General features: G+C 33.1%; 21 protein-coding genes. 1 reads left to right on the plus strand and 20 read right to left on the minus strand.

Features of this window, described 5'->3' with window-relative positions; genetic code table 11:
* Positions 1 to 44 precede the first annotated feature (44 nt).
* The 20 genes from I5168_RS11120 to I5168_RS11215 form a co-directional block, all read right to left on the minus strand.
* Positions 45 to 3,326 carry a T9SS type A sorting domain-containing protein gene (locus tag I5168_RS11120; RefSeq protein ID WP_431471793.1) on the minus strand — a complete coding sequence of 1,094 codons (3,282 nt, stop codon included), beginning with the start codon at positions 3,324 to 3,326 and terminating at the stop codon, positions 45 to 47.
* A gap of 499 nt (positions 3,327 to 3,825) precedes the next feature.
* The gene (locus I5168_RS11125; protein ID WP_431471794.1) at positions 3,826 to 4,965 is read right to left on the minus strand and encodes a DegT/DnrJ/EryC1/StrS family aminotransferase; all 1,140 of its coding nucleotides are present in this window, start codon (positions 4,963 to 4,965) and stop codon (positions 3,826 to 3,828) included.
* 26 nt (positions 4,966 to 4,991) lie between these two features.
* Positions 4,992 to 5,522 carry a sugar transferase gene (locus tag I5168_RS11130; RefSeq protein WP_431471795.1) on the minus strand — a complete coding sequence of 177 codons (531 nt, stop codon included), beginning with the start codon at positions 5,520 to 5,522 and terminating at the stop codon, positions 4,992 to 4,994.
* A gap of 12 nt (positions 5,523 to 5,534) precedes the next feature.
* Entirely contained in the window at positions 5,535 to 6,548 is a 1,014-nt protein-coding gene (locus I5168_RS11135) for a 3-oxoacyl-ACP synthase III family protein (protein ID WP_431471796.1), read from the minus strand.
* A complete protein-coding gene (locus I5168_RS11140; RefSeq protein WP_431471797.1) occupies positions 6,548 to 7,300 on the minus strand; it encodes an SDR family NAD(P)-dependent oxidoreductase in 753 nt (250 codons plus the stop codon). The genes I5168_RS11135 and I5168_RS11140 overlap by 1 nt, the downstream gene beginning before the upstream one ends.
* The gene (locus I5168_RS11145) at positions 7,290 to 8,303 is read right to left on the minus strand and encodes a 3-oxoacyl-ACP synthase III family protein (RefSeq protein ID WP_431471798.1); all 1,014 of its coding nucleotides are present in this window, start codon (positions 8,301 to 8,303) and stop codon (positions 7,290 to 7,292) included. Before I5168_RS11145 ends, I5168_RS11140 begins: the two co-directional genes overlap by 11 nt.
* Before the next feature lie 6 nt (positions 8,304 to 8,309).
* Positions 8,310 to 8,528: an acyl carrier protein gene (locus I5168_RS11150; RefSeq protein WP_431471799.1), complete on the minus strand. Its 219-nt coding sequence runs from the start codon at positions 8,526 to 8,528 to the stop codon at positions 8,310 to 8,312.
* A gap of 12 nt (positions 8,529 to 8,540) precedes the next feature.
* The gene (locus tag I5168_RS11155; protein WP_431471800.1) at positions 8,541 to 9,194 is read right to left on the minus strand and encodes an acetyltransferase; all 654 of its coding nucleotides are present in this window, start codon (positions 9,192 to 9,194) and stop codon (positions 8,541 to 8,543) included.
* On the minus strand, positions 9,184 to 9,786 hold the full coding sequence (locus tag I5168_RS11160; RefSeq protein ID WP_431472770.1) for a sugar transferase: 603 nt from the start codon (positions 9,784 to 9,786) through the stop codon (positions 9,184 to 9,186). The genes I5168_RS11155 and I5168_RS11160 overlap by 11 nt, the downstream gene beginning before the upstream one ends.
* Positions 9,786 to 10,940 (minus strand): glycosyltransferase family 4 protein, encoded by a 1,155-nt coding sequence (locus I5168_RS11165; RefSeq protein WP_431471801.1) that lies wholly within the window; start codon positions 10,938 to 10,940, stop codon positions 9,786 to 9,788. Before I5168_RS11165 ends, I5168_RS11160 begins: the two co-directional genes overlap by 1 nt.
* Positions 10,921 to 12,033 (minus strand): glycosyltransferase, encoded by a 1,113-nt coding sequence (locus tag I5168_RS11170; protein WP_431471802.1) that lies wholly within the window; start codon positions 12,031 to 12,033, stop codon positions 10,921 to 10,923. Before I5168_RS11170 ends, I5168_RS11165 begins: the two co-directional genes overlap by 20 nt.
* Position 12,034: 1 nt before the next feature.
* A complete protein-coding gene (locus I5168_RS11175; RefSeq protein WP_431471803.1) occupies positions 12,035 to 13,324 on the minus strand; it encodes an O-antigen polymerase in 1,290 nt (429 codons plus the stop codon).
* Between the two features lie 48 nt (positions 13,325 to 13,372).
* On the minus strand, positions 13,373 to 14,392 hold the full coding sequence (locus tag I5168_RS11180; protein WP_431471804.1) for an ATP-grasp domain-containing protein: 1,020 nt from the start codon (positions 14,390 to 14,392) through the stop codon (positions 13,373 to 13,375).
* A 1-nt stretch (position 14,393) separates the two neighbouring features.
* Positions 14,394 to 14,978, minus strand: a complete 585-nt coding sequence (locus I5168_RS11185) for an acyltransferase (protein WP_431471805.1) — start codon at positions 14,976 to 14,978, stop codon at positions 14,394 to 14,396.
* A complete protein-coding gene (locus I5168_RS11190; protein ID WP_431471806.1) occupies positions 14,978 to 16,216 on the minus strand; it encodes an oligosaccharide flippase family protein in 1,239 nt (412 codons plus the stop codon). The genes I5168_RS11185 and I5168_RS11190 overlap by 1 nt, the downstream gene beginning before the upstream one ends.
* Positions 16,217 to 16,227: 11 nt before the next feature.
* The gene (locus I5168_RS11195; protein ID WP_431471807.1) at positions 16,228 to 17,502 is read right to left on the minus strand and encodes a nucleotide sugar dehydrogenase; all 1,275 of its coding nucleotides are present in this window, start codon (positions 17,500 to 17,502) and stop codon (positions 16,228 to 16,230) included.
* A gap of 45 nt (positions 17,503 to 17,547) precedes the next feature.
* Entirely contained in the window at positions 17,548 to 18,528 is a 981-nt protein-coding gene (locus I5168_RS11200) for an SDR family oxidoreductase (protein ID WP_431472771.1), read from the minus strand.
* A gap of 41 nt (positions 18,529 to 18,569) precedes the next feature.
* Positions 18,570 to 19,442: a glucose-1-phosphate thymidylyltransferase RfbA gene (gene rfbA / locus I5168_RS11205; protein WP_431471808.1), complete on the minus strand. Its 873-nt coding sequence runs from the start codon at positions 19,440 to 19,442 to the stop codon at positions 18,570 to 18,572.
* Positions 19,443 to 20,492, minus strand: a complete 1,050-nt coding sequence (gene rfbB / locus I5168_RS11210; protein WP_431471809.1) for a dTDP-glucose 4,6-dehydratase — start codon at positions 20,490 to 20,492, stop codon at positions 19,443 to 19,445.
* A gap of 38 nt (positions 20,493 to 20,530) precedes the next feature.
* The gene (locus I5168_RS11215; protein ID WP_431471810.1) at positions 20,531 to 21,922 is read right to left on the minus strand and encodes a UDP-glucose 6-dehydrogenase; all 1,392 of its coding nucleotides are present in this window, start codon (positions 21,920 to 21,922) and stop codon (positions 20,531 to 20,533) included.
* Between the two features lie 144 nt (positions 21,923 to 22,066).
* Here I5168_RS11215 and I5168_RS11220 point away from each other — a divergent pair, with 144 nt between their 5' ends.
* Positions 22,067 to 23,350: an OmpA family protein gene (locus I5168_RS11220; RefSeq protein ID WP_431471811.1), complete on the plus strand. Its 1,284-nt coding sequence runs from the start codon at positions 22,067 to 22,069 to the stop codon at positions 23,348 to 23,350.
* Positions 23,351 to 23,432: the final 82 nt, after the last annotated feature.

The following is a 23,432-nucleotide window of genomic DNA, read 5'->3' on the forward strand; positions in this document are numbered from 1 at the left end:
TCCGTACGGATTACCTTTCCTAATTATTCTTAAATTTTGTAAGATTACTCAACCACAATTTTCTGAGTTGCTAGGGTACCGTTCGACTCCAATTGCACGAGATAAACACCCGACTTCAAATTCGTAATTAACAATCCATCATTCATAATCTCGCTACCTTTTTGGATATTAGCAGTTAAAACTCTTCCTCTTAGATCGGTTACACTCCAGGAGTATGATGATGATGGATTTAAACCATTCATTTTTAATACATCACCGTTACTAATAGGATTTGGATACATGGTTACTGCTTTCGCGAAAGCGATATCACCTTGTCCTAATGTCACAGTAGTAAACTTGATGGTAAACCTGTTTGTGAAACTAGAGGTAGTAGCAGGATCTTGGGTGAACACGTACGTATTATCTGAAGCAGTTAATACCTTTTCAGTATTAGTATAAGCATCTTCTAAAACTACTTGTAGATTAGTACCTGTAAGCTGTAGGTCAAGTGAGAGCTCATATTGAGCATTTATTAATCCAGATAAATTCAACGGAATCTCCATCCCATCAAATGGTAAACCATAGGAGTTTATCGCGTAATTTTCATTATTATCTTCAATCCAAATGCTTTCATTAAGATTCATGAACTTGGTCATAGTAGAAGAAGTAGGATTAGAAAATTTAGCAATAGTCCCATCTACAGCGGCGATAGTTGTTCCATTAGTTATTGGACTCAAATTAACTCTAAAGTAATCCATACTACTAGATCTATAAACTGCATTAGTTTGGTTACTAGCAATCTTGTGAGACTCTTTAAATGTTATTTGTGGATCAAAAGGAGCTGTACTATCATCACTTACCTCAACAAATACTGCCTGACTAGGCTGTAAATTTTCATCAACTTGTGAACCTGCTATCGTATTTATTCCTAAACCAAAGTCATAGGACACGTATGCACCATTAGTTTGCACAGTTGGATCCCAAGCGTAGTAATTAGCTGCATTAATATCAGTTGTTCCACCATCTTGTAATACCAAATTGAAATCAACCTGTGAAGGATATGGATTTCCTAAAAATAAGAACTCTCCGTTAGATAAGGTATTTGAAAAAGATTTTACCACATCTCCTGTTTGTAAACTTCCTTTGGTAATTAATTTAGTGTCCGTTGCGGTTTGAGTGGCCGATGTTAAATCTACAGATCTGTCACCACGAATAAATAATCTTAAAGGGTCACCGGCATTTAAATTTAAATTATTTGTTGCTGCTTCTGCATTCCATGTTTGGGACGGCAAGTTGTCAAAGTTAAAAATCGATGGATTGTTTGTTGGTGACTGATCAAAACCGTTGGAGACCATTCCACCTGTAATTTGTGTACCTACATTATCCTGATAACCAATATCTCCTGGATTAAGACCCGATTGTTGCCATTGATCAAAAACCGATGATGTCATGTTTACTGGTGAAGAAACGAATCTAAATACACGTCTAGCTGGAAAAAATTGCTCCACTATTAAATCACCGTTCAATGAACCATTTGTTACCTCTGCAACATAAGCGCTTGCTCCGTCTGTGCTTGATAAACTTAAGTTATCATTGGTGGATACCACACCATCTACTAGATTAACAAATTCCTTTACGCTACTGCTTGAACTAACAATTACATCTCCCAAAACAGTTAAAGAATTAACGTCTCCAAAAAGTCTAGGGCTTTCTGATGTTGGGTTAACAACAAGTTGGATATTATCAATAGCTAACTCATCAGAACTACCACTACCACTATCACTAGATTCCCAAGCGATAAGATAGGTTTCACCATCTAAAATGGAAAGACCTGTAATATCAGCTGTTACAAAGTTACGTTGCCACTCTTCTACAGCATCTTGTCCTATTCCTGTTTCAATAAAAGAATCAGTAACTGAAGTAAGATTTGTTTTTGATGGACCGTGAGCAAGTATCAGGCTGTTTGTTCTATTTTCATTATTTAAGAAATATGCATCATAAGCAACAGAAATATTAGTTATGGTTTCACCTGTATCGTTTCTAAATTTAAAATAGACGGTACCTGGAGTAAAATCTGAACCTGTAGGTTGAATTCCAAGAGCTGTATTTCCTGCACCTAGATCAAAGGCATACAAACCACCACCACTCACACCACCTGTCGTTTGACCTCTGGCATAATCACCTGAAGTGTAGTCAGCATCAAAATCGGTATCTCCATCACTAAATCCGTCAAAGGAGAAAGTATTTGAATCCAATTGACCTGCTGATGGGAGTTGAGCTAAACCAGATCCATCGAAACTACCATTATTAACGTTTGCTACGGTGTTAGCAAAATCAATCGTGTATCGAACATCTGTATTTGGAACGCCAAAACCTTGAGGTTCTGGATCAAAGACTTGATAAGAAGCTTCGATAGTAGTAGTAATCTCTGGACTAGCATTGTCGTCAGTAGCTACGATTTCAAAAAACACTTGAGTACCATTAGCTTGGGCTGGAATATCAGCAGTATAAGTATTACCTGACGCAGTCATGACGATGGAGTTCCCTAAGCTTCCACTCGAAGTACCCCAATTTAATACAACGCTCGCTATTCCATCGTCATCAGTAACATCAGCACTAATGGTAACATTATCACTTGATGTTGGCGTGTTTGGAGAAACGGATACATTAGCTATACCAGGAGCTGGGTTACCTCCGACTGGAGTACCTCTTACAATTATATTATCAACTCCAAATGCCTCGTAATTATTACCTGAATCACATATTATTCTAACATTTAAAATACTTCCCGTCGATCCCAAGGTAGCTTTAACTGTCTGGAGGTTAAAAGTTAAAACCAATCCAGTAGCCGAATCAGTTGTCCCTACACCATTATTAACTTGTAGAACCAGAGGATCGTTTGAACCATTTGAATGGCTAAATTCAAGTAAAGGTTGCCACGGACCTCCATCAAAATTATATTCCATAAAAAGCCCATCAACATCGTCCCAGTCATTAGGAACTGCACCAAAATCAGCTAAGATCTCAACATCTGTCGCATTTGAAACTGAAATGGGATCTAGTAACAAAATTCCTGGATTTCCTGAATTAATTACATTGGGAGCACTTCCAACAAAAAGTGAGCTGTTGGTAACGTTCGTATATAACTGTGAACCACTCTCATATATTGATGTATTAGTAGCTACGGCATTGCTAAAATACTGATCACCAGGATCAGCATCTGGCGTTTGATTTGGTGTATTGGTATATCCTGTTTGAGAAACTTCAAAATCTTGAGTGTAGAAGACCGTTTGAGAGTTAGAATACAAACTAGTAAATAACACAACTAATAGTAAAATTCTTTTCATAAGTTGATTAATAGTTAATTAGATCTCAAAAATAGTCTGTTTTTAACTCTTTTTTAAGCTCTGAATATTAAGGTTATATTAAATAAAATGGCTTGGGTTGTTAATAGAAAAAACCGATCAGTTTGTCGGATAATTCGGATAAATTATAAAGAATAAACAACCACTTATCGAATAAGTTTTGAAATCACAAAACGGGACTTCGTATTAGTTACCTGCTTTGATTCCTTAAGTAAAAATTATAAACTATTAGTTTTAAATGAGATAACAATTGTATTAACTAACCAAAATATAAATCTGCTTAGAACCAATTTAAAAAATCAGATTTAGAATAATGTACTAGAATCATCTAGTATTCAAAACATTAAAAGTCACTATCCTTTATTAAAATGAAATCACTATCACTATATATACTGACTTTTTTGATGGTTTGAAACCAATAAAAACAAGACACTACGAAATATTGTAGTATAAGAATTTTTATTTGCAGTAATGAATTTTGTTACTTAAAAACCTTATGAACTACTTCCTCTATTCGACTTCTATCTGAATCGGTTAAGTTAGATCCTGAAGGTAAACACAATCCATTTTCAAATAGCCTTTCACAAACTCCAGTTCCATAAAATGGGTATTCCTGATACAAAGGTTGCAGGTGCATAGGTTTCCATAAAGGTCGAGATTCTATATTCTCTTCCTCAAACGCAAGTCGTAAATCCTCTCTTGTAATACCACCTGATTTTATAGGATCAATTAAAATAGCACTTAACCAATGATTACTGTAAAAATCAGAATTAGGTTCACTTAAAAGTGTAACCCCAGGTATTTGATTAAATAATTTGCTATAGAATTGATGCATATCCCTACGCAGGGAAATATGCTTGTCCAATACCTGCATTTGACCACGCCCTATTCCTGCACTTATATTACTCATTCGATAATTATATCCTACTTCACTATGTTGATAATGCGGTGCATTGTCTCTAGCTTGTGTAGCTAGAAAAACTGTTTTTTCCTTTCTTTCTTTAGAAGGTACTACCATCGCACCACCACCACTAGTAGTAATGATTTTGTTTCCATTGAAACTCAAAATCCCATAGTCTCCAAAAGTTCCGCACTTTCTACCCTTGTAGGTGCTTCCTAAGGCCTCGGCACTATCCTCTATGACTGTAAGCTGTTTCGCTTTCGCGAAAGCGTGAATCTCATCTATTTTATATGGCATTCCATACAAGTGAACAGAAAGCAAGGCTTTAGGTGTTTTTCCCTTTTTAACCCGATCCTCGTAAGCCTGCTTTAAGGATTCAGGACAAATGTTCCATGTCTCTGGTTCGCTATCCACCATAACAGGTATAGCTCCTAAATACAATATAGGGTTTGTGGTACCACAAAAAGTAAAACTTTGGCAAAGCACCTCGTCTCCTGGTCCTACGCCAGCCTGAATCAAGGCTAAATGTATGGCCGCAGTACCACTACTTAAGGCTGCAACGTGAACATTTCCTCCTTGGTAATTTTTCAAATCTTCTTCAAATCCATTAACATTAGGACCCAATGGTGCTACCCAGTTCGTATCAAAAGCTTCTTTTACAAAGTCTCGTTCAGTTCCTCCCATGTGTGGAGAAGACAACCAAATTTTATCCTGTGACATAGAAATTTATTTGTGGCAAAGATAGCCTAGTTAAAAAGAGATTTTATGGTTAGGATTATGACTTTTAAATCATATAAAAACGAGCGTTTCTCCAAATATTCTAAATTCAATCTTACCTTATCTGGAAAAATTATAGTATCGTTATATTCGAGTGAATTTACTTGTTGAGAAAGTAAGAGCTCTTCATTTCTATACTTTATAGCGGCAAGGCTGGTTAATCCAGGTTTCAAAAGTAACACTTTGCGCTGCTCTCCTTTAAGATTATCGTAGTAGCCAGGGATATCTGGCCTAGGACCTACAAAACTCATTTCACCTTTAAGGATGTTCCATAATTGAGGTAGTTCATCAACTTTATACTTTCTTAACCACTTTCCGATTCGGGTTACTTTTCCATTCTGCATGGTTTTTAACTTGTAAATTAGAAAAGGTTCACCGTGTTTACCAATTCGATACTGAGTAAAAATCAAACTTGATGAAAATATAACTACAAAAAGTAGCGGTGGTAATAAAAGTAGTAATAACAAAAACGATAGTACAACGTCAAAACTACGCTTCATTAATCCTAAATATTATGTTAGTTCTATTACTACTGCGCCCCATGAATAACCGACCCCAAACCCGGCTAAAAGTATTTTTTCACCTTTTTTTATTGTATTTTCTACTTCTAACTCCTTCAAAGCAATTGGTATCGTTGAAGAAACAGTATTACCACAGAAATTCATTCTTATTTGAAACTTTTCCTTTTTTATATCAAGTTTTTTTCTAAGATGATTAAGCATGTAGGCATTTGCTTGATGAAAAACAAAATGATTAATATCCCTCATAACCATTTTATTTTTTTCTACATTGTTTTGAACTAATTTAGGTATATTTAAAGATGTGAAATTGAATATTTCTGGCCCATTCATATAAAGATTTCTATCTGAAGTGGTATTTCCAAAATCATCTTGAAATTCTATTGATTTTATAAAAGGTTGTCTCATTGCGCCAGCTTTGACAATTAAATTATCTGCCCCTGTACCATCAGTACCTAATGTGAATTCACCTATTTTAGCAGATAATCCTTTCGGCTCATTGTTGATTAATATAGCACTTGCTGCATCACCAAAAATTGTTCGATTTCCCTTATCTGCTTTATTTAAAAACTTACTGTATGTTTCCGAACAAACTAACAATATATTATTTGCAATACCACCAGCTATTAATCCTTTAGCTAGGCTTAATCCATAGATAAATCCTGAGCAACCTAAATTAAAATCTAAAGCACCGACAGTTTTAGGTAATCCTAACTTTTCTTGCATGATGCATGCGCTAGTAGGAAGAAAATAATCTGGACTTTGAGTGCAGAAAAGTAGATAATCTATACTTTCAGGTTTAATATTACACTGTTCAAATAATATCTGAACGGCCTTAACTCCCATGTCTAAGGAAGTTTCATTATCGGAAGCTATATGACGATTATGAATACCTATTTTCTTTGCGATCTTTTCAATGGACCACTCCGGAAATTCCTTAGCTAGATCTTCATTACTAAGTATTTTTTCAGGTAAATAATAACTAATATAGTTGATGTATGCGCTCATTATCTTAAGGTTAATCCACCATCAATTTTTAAATCGGTTCCTGTCATCCATTTAGAAGCTTGAGACAATAGATATATTGCAGCATAAGCAACATCTTCAGGTTTACCATAATCCCCTAATGGGTAGTTTTTTTTATCTAGTTCTATATCTTCTGAACTACTATCTATAGAATTTATCAAATCAGTATTTATCATAGCAGGTAAAATAGTATTAACACGAATTTTTTTTGAAGCCAATTCTAAAGCCATTGTTTTGGCAATACCACAAATAGCACTTTTGCTCGCTGAATAAGAACTGTTACCAAGGTATGTAATTGATGGTCCGGAAACTGAAGAAATAAATACTATTGAAGAATCTTTATTAAACTTTTTCTTCTTGACCAAATGTTTAGTTAACATTATAGGGGAGATAAGATTCGTATCTAGTATTTTTCGCAGAGAATCCTCTTTAAGAAAATTAAATAGTTGTGACTCGACAATTCCCGCTGAATGAACAATCCCATCTATTTTATTCAATTGAGAACAAAACTTTACTACCTCTTCAGAGTCATTGAGGTCTAAAGAAAAATAAGCGTGGTTATTCCCTTTTAACAAATTATAAGTTTCCTTCAAGCGATCGATATTTCTACCTAGCAGTATTAATTGTGCGCCGAATAAGGAACAATTAACAGCTATTGATTTACCAATTCCGCTACTAGCACCAGTAACGATTATAATTTTATTTCTTAGTAAGAAAATTTCTTTATTCATCATATATGATGTGTTTTAAAACACTACCCTTTTTCAAGGTGAGAAACGCGCTACCCCAAGACAACCCGACTCCAAAACCACATAATAAAAGTTGTAAATCCCTTTCAACCTTTTTAACTTGTGTTGTAAGAGTTAAAGGTATCGTAGCACTTGACGTATTTGCAAAATCATGAAGTGAATAAGGAACTTGTTCTGGTAAAGCCTTAATTTTTTTTCTTATTTTTTCATTCATAAATTTATTAGCCTGATGAAATATAAAGAAATCGATTTCTTCGGTGTTTATTTTTAATTCCTTAATAAATCTCTTTAAAGCTTTAGGAACTGTAGTAATACCAAAGGAGAATACATCCATACCATTTAAGTGTAAAGAAATTGGTTTAATTTCATTAAAATTTTTAAAACCGCCATACTTTACTTTTATAGCATCACAACCTCCTCCGTCCGTATTCATATCAAAAACCATTTCATTATCATCAGATCTCTCTATAAGAGTTGCGCTCCCGGCGTCACCGAATAATGGATAAGTTGCAGTGTCATTTATATCACATATTTTTGAAATAGTATCTCCAACAAGTAGGAGTCCCGCAGCATTTTTATTAGTTGAGGTTTGAATCAATGATGAAATTATTGATAAACCATATATGTAACCAGAACAGCCCATGTTAACATCAAAGGCAGCAACAGATTTAGGAAGCCCCAGTCGATCTTGTAATATTGCAGCAGTAGCTGGTAAAATATAATCAGGTGTTTGCGATACAAATACCAAGAACTCTATATTATTTTTATCTAAATCACACTCTACAAGCAACTTTGACGCAGCAAAATAGCACAGATCAGAAGAAGTTTCTTTATTCGCCTTATATCGAAATCTAATTCCCGTATTCTCTAAAACTTTTTCCGCTTGTTTCCTATTTAAATTAATGTCATTTAAATTATCTATACGATTAGAAGGAACAGAAGTATAAATTGAGGTTATACAGGCGGACACCCTATTTGAATCACTCATTTAATATCATGAATTTATTAAGTCATATAAATCTTTTAAAGTATTCGCATTTTTAATATGATCTCCATTAATTGTTACATCGTATTCTTCATCTACCATAGCAATTATTGACAAGGCAATCATTGAATCCCACTCATCTAGATCCTTAAACTTTGTATCAATATTAAATTCGGTTCTTTCGGTCTCATCAAATTGATCCGCAAAATTATTTATAAATTCTTCCATTTTTTAATTTTTTCAAAGATCGATCCTTTTTGCTGGAATGCCAAAATATTTACGTTGGTTCTTAATACTTTTGGTTAACAAGGTATTAGCTAATATTTGGTTTTGGTCACCAACTTTCTTCCCTTGGACGATACTGGAATTCATATTAAATTCATTTAAATTTCCTATAATAACATCTCCAGAAATTTGTACTCTCGGCATAAAGCAATTAAAGTCTCCCATTTCTACATTATGACCCACACAACAATTAGTATTAAAAAAATTAAAGTTACCTAGCTTCACATTAACTGTAATTTGACATTGACTTGTTATAACATTTCCATGCCCCATTTTAAAATTAAAACCTAAATCAGATTTTGGATGTACCAAATTCGGATAACTAAAGTTCTTCTTCTCACCAAATTTCTTCAAAATAGATAATACAACCTTTCTATTCGCAATTCCAAATACAATAGACAGCTCTTCTTTAATCTCAAAAAGAAGAGATACAGGACCTAGGCAATCTGTTTCCCCAATAATTTTGGTCCTTTCAGAAAAGGCATCATCGTAGAACCCTATAATCTCAAACTGTTGTTTTTCTAGATTAATATAATTTATTAAGTCCCAGATTTCTTGTGCTAATCCACCAGCACCGACAATTGCAATTCTTCGCATATTAGTTTCCATTAAAAGGAGTAGTAGTTGCTTGACCTTTGGCATTTATTCCTTCCGAGATAAACACCTTTTTCACTGTTCTTAATAGGATATTTAAATCAATTAAAAAAGATTGATTATCTACATACCATACGTCTAATTTAAACTTTTCTTGCCAACTTATCGCATTACGTCCATTTACTTGAGCCCAACCTGTTATTCCTGGTTTCACCTCATGTCTTCTAGATTGTTCTTTAGAATAGAGTGATAGATATTCTGGTAAGAGAGGCCTAGGACCTACAATACTCATGTCTCCTTTTATTACATTTAATAGCTGAGGCAATTCATCTAATGAAGTTTTTCGGACAAATTTTCCAATTCTTGTCAAACGTACATCATCTGGAAACAATTCTCCAGTTTTTTTACGTTTGTCATTCATTGTTTTGAACTTAAATATTTTAAACAATCGCCCATTCTTACCAGGTCTTGTTTGTAAAAAAAATGGAGAACCTGAGTTTGTGGCTAATAGAAATATTAGTACCAAAATAAAGATTGGAAGCAATGTTATAAAAGCCAAACTAGCGATTAATATATCAAACGTAGGTTTAATTAAATTTCTATATATCATATTTTGGATAATGATTTATATTCTTTTAGTAACTCTTTACAAATGAAACTTCTCTCATAGTTTTGAACTATAATTTGCCTAGTATTAGATTTTAATTTTCTTAGTTTCTCTTCACCCTGAATTAGACTAAGTATTGCCATTCTAAGCCTATCTTCATTTTTGGCTTCTACAATTAACCCATTTTCCTCATTTCGAATTATCTCATTACATCCATTGATATTAGAAACTATAGAAGGTACTTCCATAGCTCCTGCTTGCAGGACTACATTAGGAAAACCTTCTCTATAGCTGGGAAACACAAACAAATCAGCAACAGCAAAAAATGGCCTAACATCGTTTTGAAAACCAGTATGAATAACCCTCGGGTGATTTTTTAAAATCTCGAAAGATTCAGAAGAAATAGGGTTTAGTTCCTCTTCTAGAGGACCAACTATAACAAGTTTTAAATCAGGATGATGATCGGAAATTGATTTAAAACTTTTTAATAATTCATTGATTCCTTTATCCTTTACTACTCGACCAACGAATAATAATACTTTATCTGCTTTATTAATATTCCATTTGGTACGCACATCATTTATAACTTCCTCATCGATAGCAAGTCTAGAAAAATAATTTGTATTAATTCCATTGGAACTTCCATTTCCAATTATTGTTATTTTTCTTGCATCCGTTAACTTTTCCCGTAGAATGTAATCTTTTAAACCCATCGAATTAGGATAAATTTTACTGGCACAGGCATATGTCAACTTTTCAACAATTTTTAAAATTTTAAATTTCACTCCTGTTGATTCCATTAAGGGTAAACCAGCAACAGTGTGTATTCTGTTAGGTACTCGGGAAATCCACGCTGCCAACATCCCAATAGTGCCAGCTTTTGGCGTGTGCGAATGGACAATATTGGGTCTAAGTTTATAAAACACTCTTATCATTTTAAAAAGAGCAATTAAATCACGTATAGGTGTGATTTTTCTAGTTAATCCAATTGTAGTATAAGTAACGTCCTCTCTCTGAGCTATTTTTTTTAAATACTTTTCATTTGAAGAAATAATATGTAAATTAAAGTCTTTAGACATATATTGTAATTGACCCTCTAATAATTTCTCCAGCGAGATAGGTACTGTAGTAATCCTAACTAACTTCGGTTTCATTTAAATACAATTTAATTTTTCCAATAAAAGCTTCAACACTTCTTTCTTTAAGCTCACTGTCAAACAGTCGTCTGTTTTCCTTATTATTCGTTTTTAAGCATTTAATCATTTGATTTGCCAAGGCTAAAACATCCTCTGGCATACAGGTGTATAAACCATCTATCTTATCTATGCCACCAGCACAAAGAGTAGATACGACATTATTATTTTGAGACATCATTTGTAACAGCACGTTCGGAAAGCCTTCCAACCTAGATGATACTACACACAATTTTGCATTACGAAAAAAAGGATAGACATTATTTACAAAACCGAACAAGAATATATTTTCGGATAACCCTTCCGAATTAATTTTTTTCTCTAATTCTATCCTTAAATCACCTTCTCCTAAAATAACTAGCTTAGTATCTGAATGCTCCTTATAAATCAATTTAAAAGCATCAATCAAAATATCAAAACCTTTTTCAGGGATTAATCTACCAGCAGAAACGATAAAAGATTTAGGGATCAGATTGTTTGTAATTTCTTTCGATTCAAAACTTTTAATCATGGTTAGGTTTACTGGATTACCGATAACTCTAATATTGACATTATTCTCTATATATATCATGTTATCAACTAATTGATTTTTCATAAGATCACTTTGACATATTAGCAAATCAATTCCTGAATAACCTATTCTATAATATAATTTAAAAATTAGAAGTTTCAGACCTTTATATCTTAAGAATATAGAAGTAGACTCTCTTCCGATTATAAAGCGAGTATTTAAAATCTTTATTTTTCTAAGAAAACCAACTAAAGCATTTGAATGTACATGTGAAGTAAAAACATAATGAAATTTTTTTCGTCTAAGCTTATATATATTTTGTACCACATTGAAAACCCCATATCGTTCCTTGTCAGTGGTACCATAATTTTTTTTATAATCGTTATCTTCCCAAGCATGGGTTTTTTTCTTTTTAAAAAAGATAACGAAGATGTTATAGTTATTAATTTTACCAAAATGATTAGCGATTAATTTCAAATATTGTTCAGCACCTCCTAAAGAATCATTTGGTAAAACAATTAGTATGTTTTTTTTATTTATCAATCTAACTGTTTTTAAATTTATACATAGTAAAGAAAAAAATTATAAACGTCATAAATGTCAAATTATAAAAATAATTTGCAGGTAACCCTGTTCGTACCCAAACCATACTACTTACAATAAAATAAGCGTATATATAATTAAAATTCGCGTTTAAAATTGAGGCTTTTGCGAAATAGGTATCAAGGACCTTGAAGATTATACCCGTAAAAAAAGATACTATGATAATACCCACAAAACCTAAACTATAAAAGCCTTGTGCTAATATTCCCGGTGGTATTGATTTAACAGACCTACCTAGCATATAACTACTGTTCAAATAATTACTACTTTCAATTCCAGGATTCCATGAAGATGGAAAAATTCTTCCAAAACTTCCTGAAAGAAAGTCTGAAAAATAAAAATAACTATAGTTCTCATTTATGGCGTGAGACAAGCTGTAATACGGAAAACCAAATTCGTTTAGGATAACCTCAAGTATAGAGTTTGAATAATTAATTGAATTAAAACTTCTTTCAATAAAAAAGGAATTTAAAATTGGAAGTAGAAAAAAGACAAGTATCCCAAAAAATAGTATCTTTTTATTTATCACTTGTCTTTTGCCCAACATGGTGGCAAAAATAAATATAAGAATCAAATCAAATATAGATTGACGCCCCGGAGAAAGGAAAAAGTAAAGGATGCCTAAAATTATAAAACAGCCTACAATTATTGGATATCTGAGACTATTACTTATTTTTTTGTTAAAATAAAAATATAATAAAGGAATTAAGGCTAAAAATATAAATCTAAAGAAAAAAGTATGCGATGTATTACCGTCTGAGACATCTAAATAATAACCTGATCTCACCAAATTAGCATTAGCAATTGCACTACTTATTGATCCAAATCCTCTTATGTACAGGAACAACCCAATTAAAGAAAGAAAAAAAATAATTAAGATAAAAACGGTAGGTAAATTTTTATTACCAACTTGTTTTGGAAGTATTTTAGTTATATTTATTTTTATATTACGATTATACCCAATAAGAAAAAACGAAAGACCAATAAAAATAGCTAAAAATGTTAAAATCATCAGCTCATTATCAGCTTGATTTGGAATATTGTAAGCTAGTTGAAGGTTGTTAATTATATCAGTGTTAAATATTAATAACGAAATAATTGGTGTTAGAACATAAAATAAAAATAAATATATGGTAGAGTATACAAAAAGCGACCAACCTGTTTTACGGAGATAATAACTTATAATTAGAATAAGAAATACCCCTAAAAATAGATAACAAAGCAAAATCATCCTAAAAATTCTAATTATTAATATTTCTGTTCATGAGAATGTAATAAGTTATGCATTTATAGATTTAATTAAATTTTCAATCATCCACTCCTGCGGCTTAAATGAATCATCTATCCAAGTCAAATCAGACAACCAATAACCAGGACAATCGTCATATGCTACAACAGAATAACCATAGCTTATTTCGATAATTAATGGGTTGTCATTTTTATCAAAAACAAAATCAAAAGCTATACTTTGAGATTTAATTTTCTCATTAACTTTAAATGCCATTTCAACACATCTAATATCAATTGCCCTAGAATCATAAATTATAGAACCACTTCCTGAAGCTCGAAAATCGTTAGGTCTTGTATTTCTTTTAAGTCCAAAAGCCTTATTACCAACTACCACGACTCTAATATCAAAGGTGTTATTTGGAATAAATTCTTGAAAATAAGCATATCCTTTTTCTTTAGTAGACAATTTTTCAAAATCATTTTTGATGAAAATTTTTAAAAATCCGATTAGTAATTCTTTTAAAGATGCTTTACCATGTTTAAACTTATTAAACCTATCCTTTAGACGGTACCATGGATCGTTCTGAGAAAATCCATTAGAAAAACACTTGCTGATGATTCGTTCACAATCATTATAATTTTTTATTAATCGTACATTTTGCCCTCCAGCACCACCTGATAGCTTAAATACTTTCGGAAACGTTGTTTTTCTAGCCCAATCAATTGCTGTGGATTTATCATAAAACACAAAAGTGGGTACTAATGGCATTCCTAAAGTTTCTAACAAATATTTTTGACCTATTTTATCGTCGAAATGCCAGGCAGTATTAAAATCAGGAAAAACTTTCATTCCAGATTGTTCCAAAGAAAAAAATAACCCTTTAGCAAAAATAGAATCTTTGTAATTATGGTGATGAAAATGCCATAATAAAGCATCACAGTCCTTTAATTGAGTTATAATATTATTATCGTAACAATTTACTAATTTAAAATCTATATGGTTTTTCTCACAATAAGATATCCATCTATCTGAAAAGCTATCCTTTCTATGGTGAATCGCTAATTTCATTTTAATATTGCTTAATTAATTTAGCAGGATTACCCCCAAAAATCGAATTGGGAGGTACATAACCCTTGACGACACTACCTGCCGTGATGATTGATCCTTCACTTATAAATGAACCACCTAAAATAGTGCAACTAGAAGCTATCCAAACATTGTCTTGTATAATTATTTCCTTTCCCTCATCAGATTTAATTAATCGTTCTTTTGGGTTTTGCATACAAAGTTTATGTCCATTACCATCAATGATTTGTGAATTTGCAGCAATGAGACAATTGTTGCCTATTTGAATTTTTTTGAAAGAATGAATACAAGTTCCATGAATTCTACAATTCTGTCCAATAATAATTTCTGATTTTTTACGATCAGCATATAGTTTACATTTAGAAAACATATTAATATGATATCCAAAATTATCTGAATTTATTAGAGTATTTGAACCAATTTTTATAATTGCCGTTGGATGTTTAAAAACATAAGGAATCTTTTTAAACTTAACTCCCTTTTCTAATGTGAGGCCTAAAAATCTTCGACTTATAAGAGTTGAAAATCGAAAAAATAGAAGATTATATAAAAACATTAATAATTTCATTATTTACCTATTCTCAAATATTTATAATACAAAGATCCTCCCATTATAAACCTGCAAATTGTTAAATTTAAAGCAGCCCCTATTAAACCGAAATAGTGTATGAGTGGAAAACAAGTAATCAAGCCTATTAACGATGCTAGAATAGTGTTTTTCATTACCAGCCTATCCATCCTGTTAACTATAAAGTAATTCATTCCAAATACATTATATAACATAAAGAAAAATAGTCCAATAGATAAAATGATTAAAACACGTAATGCAGAATCATCAATAATGTCCAAATACCAAAAAATTAAATCATGAAAAATTACAGGAATAATTACTAAAACCAGTCCAATAACCATCATTGTTTTTTTATAATAATCAAAACTATTTTTATTTCTATTTAAATATGGAAAAATTACACGAGAACTTACATTTATAATTGTTATACCAATATCTATCACCTTTTTAATTGCTGCATAAACACCAACTATTTGAGTACTAGTTAGAATTCCTAATAAAAAAGTACTGGTATTATTATATAAATTCGGAATAAATTGATTTATGAAAATAGGAAAATTTTCTTTTAAACAAAATTTTACAAATTTCATTTTTAACCAAATAAATTTCAATTTGTATTTTTTCATAAGTATGTATTGACCAATGATACCAGCTCCAATGTAACCTAGGCTATTCAATAACGAATATTTCCAGTAATCTTCAGGATTTTTAATTAATACAAAAATGCAAATAGTAAAAAATAATTTAATACCAACATTTAGAAAGGTTATATATTTCATTTTCTCAATCCCTTGAAAATACCATTCAGGAAACAACACATAACCTAATAACATTAAAGAACTACAAGAATAAACAAGTTTTTCCTCATAAAATGGTTGATAAGAGTAAACAATAATAGCAATGAGAATCCAAGATATAATTAATAAAAGTGATTTTACTGATATCACTCTACTGTAGATCAAGTCAAGTTTTTTTGGACTATCCCTAAAAACCGCAACATCTCTAGTCGCAGTAATTTTGAAACTATAATCTGTAATAGATGAGAAATAAGTAATTAAAGAAGAGGCTAAAACAAGGATACCATATTTTTCAAATCCTACCGTTCTAATCATATAAGGTAGAACAAGCAAAGGTGACAATAAATTTATAATTTGTAAGGCACCTAATGAAAAAAAGTTTTCCAATAAAGACCTTCCATCTTTAGAATTTATTTTATTTAAAAAGTCCTTAATCAATTGCTTATTACTTACAATCTTTTATCACTGGTATCTAATACACCTTTTACATCGTACAACACACTGTTTGTATTTCTAAAACGATCTAGATCCATTTCTTTGAACTCATTATGAGAAACTCCTAAAACTACTGCATCAAACTTTGAGTTCGGCATTTCATTGGTGCTATTTAACTTATATTCATGCTTCACCTCATCTGGATTAGCCCATGGATCGTAGGTTGTGACGTTAACTCCATAATCCTCTAATGCAGCTATTACATCTACTATTTTAGTATTCCTTACGTCTGGACAATTTTCCTTAAATGTGATTCCTAACATTAAGACTTGAGCTCCATTGACGTTTATTCCTTTCTGAATCATTGCTTTGACAACTTGTGAAGCTACATACTCACCCATTGAATCGTTAAGTCGTCTACCAGCCAGTATAATCTCTGGATGATAGCCTACTTCTTGAGCTTTTTGTGCTAAATAATAAGGATCTACCCCTATACAATGACCACCTACTAAACCTGGCTTGAACGGTAAGAAATTCCATTTAGTGCCAGCTGCTTCAAGAACTGCATGTGTGTCAATTTCTAACAGATTAAAAATTTTAGCTAGTTCATTGACAAAGGCAATATTGATATCTCTTTGTGAATTCTCGATGACTTTAGCCGCCTCAGCAACTTTAATAGTTGGTGCAAGATGAGTACCTGCGGTAATAACTGATTTATAAAGCTTATCAATTTCCTTACCAATTTCTGGAGTACTTCCTGAAGTAACTTTCAGAATTTTATCAACGGTATGTAACTTATCTCCTGGATTAATGCGTTCTGGTGAATAGCCCGCATAAAAATCAGTATTGAAGCTAAGACCACTCACTTGTTCCAATACTGGTATACACTCCTCTTCAGTCGCTCCTGGGTAAACCGTAGATTCATAGATAACAATATCTCCTTTTTTAAGTACCTGCCCAACCGTTTCACTAGCTTTTTGAAGAGGTATTAATACTGGTCGATTATTTTTATCGACTGGTGTAGGAACTGTTATAATATATATTTGAGAATCTGCTATGTCTTCTAATTCATTAGTACAGTATAACCCATGAGAATCATTTTTCTCGTTTTTAAGTACTTGTTTAAGACTTTCTTCATCCACTTCAAGTGTACTATCTTTACCTTTATTGAGCTCATCTACTCTACCCTGATTGATATCAAAGCCCACAACATCGTATTGGGTGGCAAACAACCTAGCTAGAGGAAGTCCTACATAACCCAAACCAATAACACATATTTTTTTATTCATCTTTTGTTTGTTTTGATCGCTTTCGCGAAAGCGTAGATTAAATAATTATAAATTACTCCAATACCATTCTACAGCCTCTTTAAGGCCTTGGTCTATATTAAACTGAGGCTCATATCCTAGGAGTCTTTGAGCTTTTTCAATAGAAGCTAGTGAATGAGGGATATCACCTGCACGGTTAGGACCGTGCTTAACTACCACATCTTGAATTTCAGAATCAAATTTACTTAAGTGCTTTTTTAAATACTCAATTAGCTCAACCAAGGTGGTTCGATCACCGTAGGCCACATTAAATACCTGATTTTCACTTTCTGGCGAATCAACCAACATTGCCTTTACGTTAGCCTGAATAACGTTGTCTATGTAAGTAAAATCACGACTATAGCTACCGTCCCCATTTATTACAGGTGATTCTTTTTTCATTAAGGTAGCTGTAAATTTTGGAATCACGGCTGCGTAGGCTCCGTTTGGATCTTGTTTACGGCCAAAAACATTAAAGTACCTAAGACCGATAGTGTTAAGCCCATAGGTTTTGTAAAATACATCCGCATACAGCTCATTAACAAATTTTGTAATAGCGTATGGCGATAATGGGCGACCTATTTTGTCTTCCACCTTTGGCAACGATTCAGAGTCTCCGTAAGTAGAACTACTAGCCGCATATACCATTTTCTTTATTCCTGCATCTTTACACGCTACTAGCATATTCAGAAAACCACTTACATTGACATCATTTGAAGTGATCGGGTCTTTTATAGATCGAGGCACACTACCTAATGCCGCTTGATGCAATACATAATCGCAACCAGCTACAGCATTATGACAAGTATCTAGGTCCCTAATATCTCCTTCAATGAATTTAAAACTAGGATGTTGAAGAAAAGGTTCAATATTGTGACGATGACCATTAGAAAAATTGTCTAACCCAATTACGTCGTAATTATTATTAAGTAAAAATTCGCATAAATTGCTACCAATAAAACCAGCAGCACCGGTAACTAAAACTTTGATTGATTTCACATTATAAATTTGAATTTGCAAAAGTACGAAAATAACTTACGGTTTGCGAGTTATGAAAAGGTTATCATTTTCAAGTACTCAAAATAGGACCCTTTTAAATCTTTAATCCGTTCTGCAACTTTGTTTTTATCAACCCAACCCATTTTAATAGCAATTTCTTCTAAACATGAAATTTTTAATCCAGCCCTATTCTCTATGGCTTTTACAAATTCCGTTGCCTCAGAAAGTGCCTCGTGAGTACCTGTGTCCAACCAAGCAAAACCTCTACTCAAAATTTCTAAGCTCAGTTTCCTTTTTTCTAAAAAATATTGATTCAAACTAGTGATTTCCAACTCTCCTCGAGCACTAGGCTTCAATCTTTTAGCTACATCAATAACAGAATTTGGATAGAAATACAAACCAACTACAGCAAAATTACTTTTAGGTTGTTTAGGTTTTTCTTCAATGCTGATTAATTGACCTTCTTTATCAAAAGAGGCAACTCCATAACGTTCTGGGTCTTTAACATAATTACCAAACACCACTGCTCGCTTTTCATTGGTTACAGTACGTACAGCACTTTGAAGTACTTGAGAGAATCCTGCTCCATAAAAGATATTATCTCCTAACACCATAGCTACATCATCATCTCCTATGAAATCCTCACCTATTATGAAAGCCTGTGCTAAACCATCAGGTGATGGTTGCTCTTTATATTGTAGACGTATCCCGTAATCTGAACCATCGCCTAAAAGTTTTTTAAAATTTGGTAAATCATGCGGAGTTGAAATAATTAAAATCTCTCTTATACCTGCCAGCATGAGTACAGATAAAGGGTAATAAATCATAGGTTTGTCATAAACAGGTAGCAATTGCTTACTCACTGCTATGGTTAAAGGATGCAATCTAGTTCCCGAGCCACCTGCTAATACAATACCTTTCATTTATTTATACTGTTGGTTATAATATTCTTTGTAAGCACCAGAAGTTACCCGTTGTAACCATAAAGGATTTTCTAGGTACCATGAGATTGTTTCTTTTAAACCTTGTTCAAAAGTTACTGATGGCATCCATCCTAATTCGTTTGACATTTTGGACGCATCAATGGCATATCTAAAATCATGTCCCGGTCTATCGTTTACAAATGTAATTAAAGACCTACTCGTTCCTGCATCATTATCCAGCATCACATCCATTTCATCACACAATAACTGTACAAGATCAATATTTTTCCATTCATTATGACCACCAATGTTATAGGTCTCACCTAATTGACCTTGCTCCATTATAGTTTTAATTGCCAAGGCATGATCTTTAACATACAACCAATCCCGTGTGTAATTACCATCTCCATAAACAGGTAATGGCTTTCCTTGTTTAATATTATTAATAAACAACGGTATTAATTTCTCAGGAAATTGAAAAGGTCCATAGTTATTTGAACAATTACTTATAACAATAGGCAAACCATAAGTTTCATGATAAGCGCGCACAAAATGATCACTACTAGCTTTACTGGCCGAGTAAGGCGAATTAGGACTGTAAGGTGATTCTTCAGTAAAAAGACCTTTCTCACCTAAAGCACCATAAACCTCATCAGTGCTTATGTGATAAAACAACTTATTGGTAAAATCCTTATTCCAAGTTGATCTACAAACTTCTAAAAGATTAAGAGTACCTAAAACATTAGTACGAGCAAAGGCTAGTGGATCACTTATGGATCGATCAACATGAGATTCTGCAGCTAGATGTATAACCACATCAATTGAATGATTTTTAAACACAGTTTCTATAGCCTGAGCATCATTGATATTTACCCGATAGAATGTATAATTCTCTTTGTGCTCGATAGTTTTAAGGTTCTCTAAATTTCCTGCATAGGTAAGCGCATCAAGATTAATAATGTGAGCATCTGGATACTCAGTAACAAATAAGCGCACCACTTCCGAACCTATAAATCCAGCTCCTCCAGTTATAACAATTGTTTTTCTCATTGATGTTGTAATTACGCTTTCGCGAAAGCGAAATACTTCTAACCTTTACCTATAGTATACATTTTGAATCCTATTTCTTCCATTTTATCATGATCCAAAATCATACGACCATCGAATAGGAACGCAGGTTTCAACATTTCGTTATAAATAGATTTCCAATCGTAATCTTTAAACTCATCCCACTCTGTCATAATAGCAATCGCATGAGCCTGATCGAAACACTCCATAGGATCGTTAACAACAGTAACTCCTTTTCTATTTTCTTCGCCACTTCGAGTATTTAAATAATCTAAATCGGCATAAATCTGTTCAGCAGTTACTTTAGGATCGTAAACCACAATTTCTGCCTGTTCATTAAGTAGGTCATCTGCTACATATATACTTGCAGATTCCCGGGTGTCATTCGTATCTTTTTTAAACGCCCAACCAAGCATTGCTATTTTCTTGCCTGAAACAGTATTATAAAGCGTTTTTACAATATTAGATGCAAATCGCCTTTTTTGATGATCATTCATTATAATCACCTGCTCCCAATAGTCAGCTACCTCTTGCAAACCATAAGACCTAGAAATGTATACAAGATTTAAAATGTCCTTTTGAAAACAACTACCTCCAAAACCAACGGATGCTTTCAAAAACTTAGATCCTATCCTAGAATCAGTTCCTATAGCTCTCGCTACCTCATTGACATCAGCTTCAGTTTTTTCACAAAGCTCACTAAGTGCGTTTATACTACTAACTCGTTGTGCGAGAAACGCATTGGCAGTAAGTTTAGAAAGCTCTGAAGACCAAACGTTGGTCGTCAAAATTCTATCAGAAGGCACCCAATTAGCATAAACATCTACTAAAGCCTTTTGGGCCATACGTCCTTCCTCAGTTTGTTCACCACCAATAAGTACTCGGTCTGGATTTAACAAATCTTGGACAGCGGTTCCTTCGGCAAGAAATTCTGGATTGGATAAAATTTGAAACTTTACGTCCTTGGAAGTATTGTCAAGAATATTTTTGAGTGCTTCGGCTGTACGAACAGGCAGTGTACTTTTTTCAACTATTATTTTATCATCCTCTGCAACATCGGCAATCTGTCTAGCGCATAATTCAATGTATTTTAAATCGGCCGCCATTCCTTTTCCTACTCCATAGGTTTTTGTAGGAGTATTTACGGAAATAAAAATCATATCAGCTTCCTTGATCGCTTGATCGACCTCTGTCGAGAAAAATAGATTTCTTCCTCTAGCTTGTTGTACTAGGTCAGATAGACCTGGTTCGTAAATAGGAATTTTGGAAACATCAGAATGATTCCAAGCTTCAATTCTTTTCTTATTAATATCAACTACATTAACCTTAATATGAGGACATTTAGCTGCTATCACAGTCATTGTAGGACCACCAACATATCCTGCTCCAATACAACAGATATTTTTTACCATATATTTAATAACAAGAAGGCAAAGGTAGCGATTAGTCACTAAAACGTTTAATTAAATTTTAAGACTAAAAAGTAAGAAAAGATTAGCCTATCTCTTAAAAACAAGTATCTTTGTCGCTTAATAGAAAGCAAAAAAACAAACTTCATGAAAAAAAGTATTTTTTTGGCAATGGCTTTAGTAGCAAGTGTAGCTGTTGCGCAAAATGACGAAATGGAATCAGATGTTAAAGTAAACGACTTTAACAAGTGGTCGATCGATGTAGGTGCTGGTGTGACAAAACCAGTAAGACCAGTATCATCAGGAGCTTATACTAATACACCATCTTTATGGCAGGCAGACTTAGGGATTCGTTACATGGTGAATAATAAATTTGGTTTTAATCTTGACTTAGGATACAACAGCTTTAATGCTGATGAAAATAGTCGTGATTTTGAAAGTAGGTATGTAAGAGCAACTCTTGAAGGAGTACTTAATGCAGGTCACATTATTGGATTGAATCAATTAGACGACCGATTAGGTCTTTTAGTTCACGGTGGAATGGGTGTATCTACTCTTAAGCCAGTTGAACCTGTTGAATTAGATGAAGACTATATGCTTAATTTTCAACTTGGTGTTACTCCACAAGTGAGATTATCAAATCGAGTAGCTTTATTCGGAGATTTATCTATACTAGGACATGTAAGACAAGACTATACTTTTGACGGTCTAGGAAGAACAGGAACTAGAGGATTTAATGGATTTGTTGTGAATGCTTCTGCAGGTTTAAATATTTACCTAGGTAGTAATGATATTCATGCAGACTGGTCTCCGGATATGTATGATGAGAAAATTGCTGAAATGGCAGCAGCTGTTGATAAAATGGCTCGCGAGCAAGCAGATGATGATCAAGATGGTGTTCCTAACTATTTAGACCGTGATAATACTACTGAAAGTGGTGTAAGAGTTGATAGTAAAGGTCGCGCAATCGACATGAACAAAAACGGTATCCCAGATGATATGGAAAGTTCTTTAGCTAATACTTATGTAACTAAGACCGATGCTGAAAACATGATGAATCAAGCTGGAGCTGCTGACTCTGATCTAGTTAAAAAATTAATCAACGAAGGTTACGTAAATGTATATTTCCAGTTTAACAGCACTAAGCCTACTACTTATAGTTTAGGAGCTCTTAACACTATCGTACAGTACATGAAGGATCACCCTTCTGCAACTGCTACTTTAACGGGATATGCTGATGAAATCGGAAGCCCAGAATACAACAAACAATTGTCTGAGCGTCGTGCTAAGATGGTAAATGATGTAATGGTTGCAGCTGGTATTGACGCTTCAAGGTTAACTGTTAACGGTGATGGTGAAGATGCATCAGTAGATAAAAATAGCGCACAAGCTAGACAAATGGTAAGAAGAGTTACTTTTAGAGTAAACTAATCTAACTGTTCTTTCTGTTAATATAAAGCTGCCCAATCGGGCAGCTTTTTTTATTTCTCTAATTTATGAATATCAAATGTGG

The organism is Nonlabens sp. SCSIO 43208 (assembly GCF_050703575.1).
GTDB classification, from domain to species: Bacteria; Bacteroidota; Bacteroidia; order Flavobacteriales; family Flavobacteriaceae; genus Nonlabens; species Nonlabens tegetincola.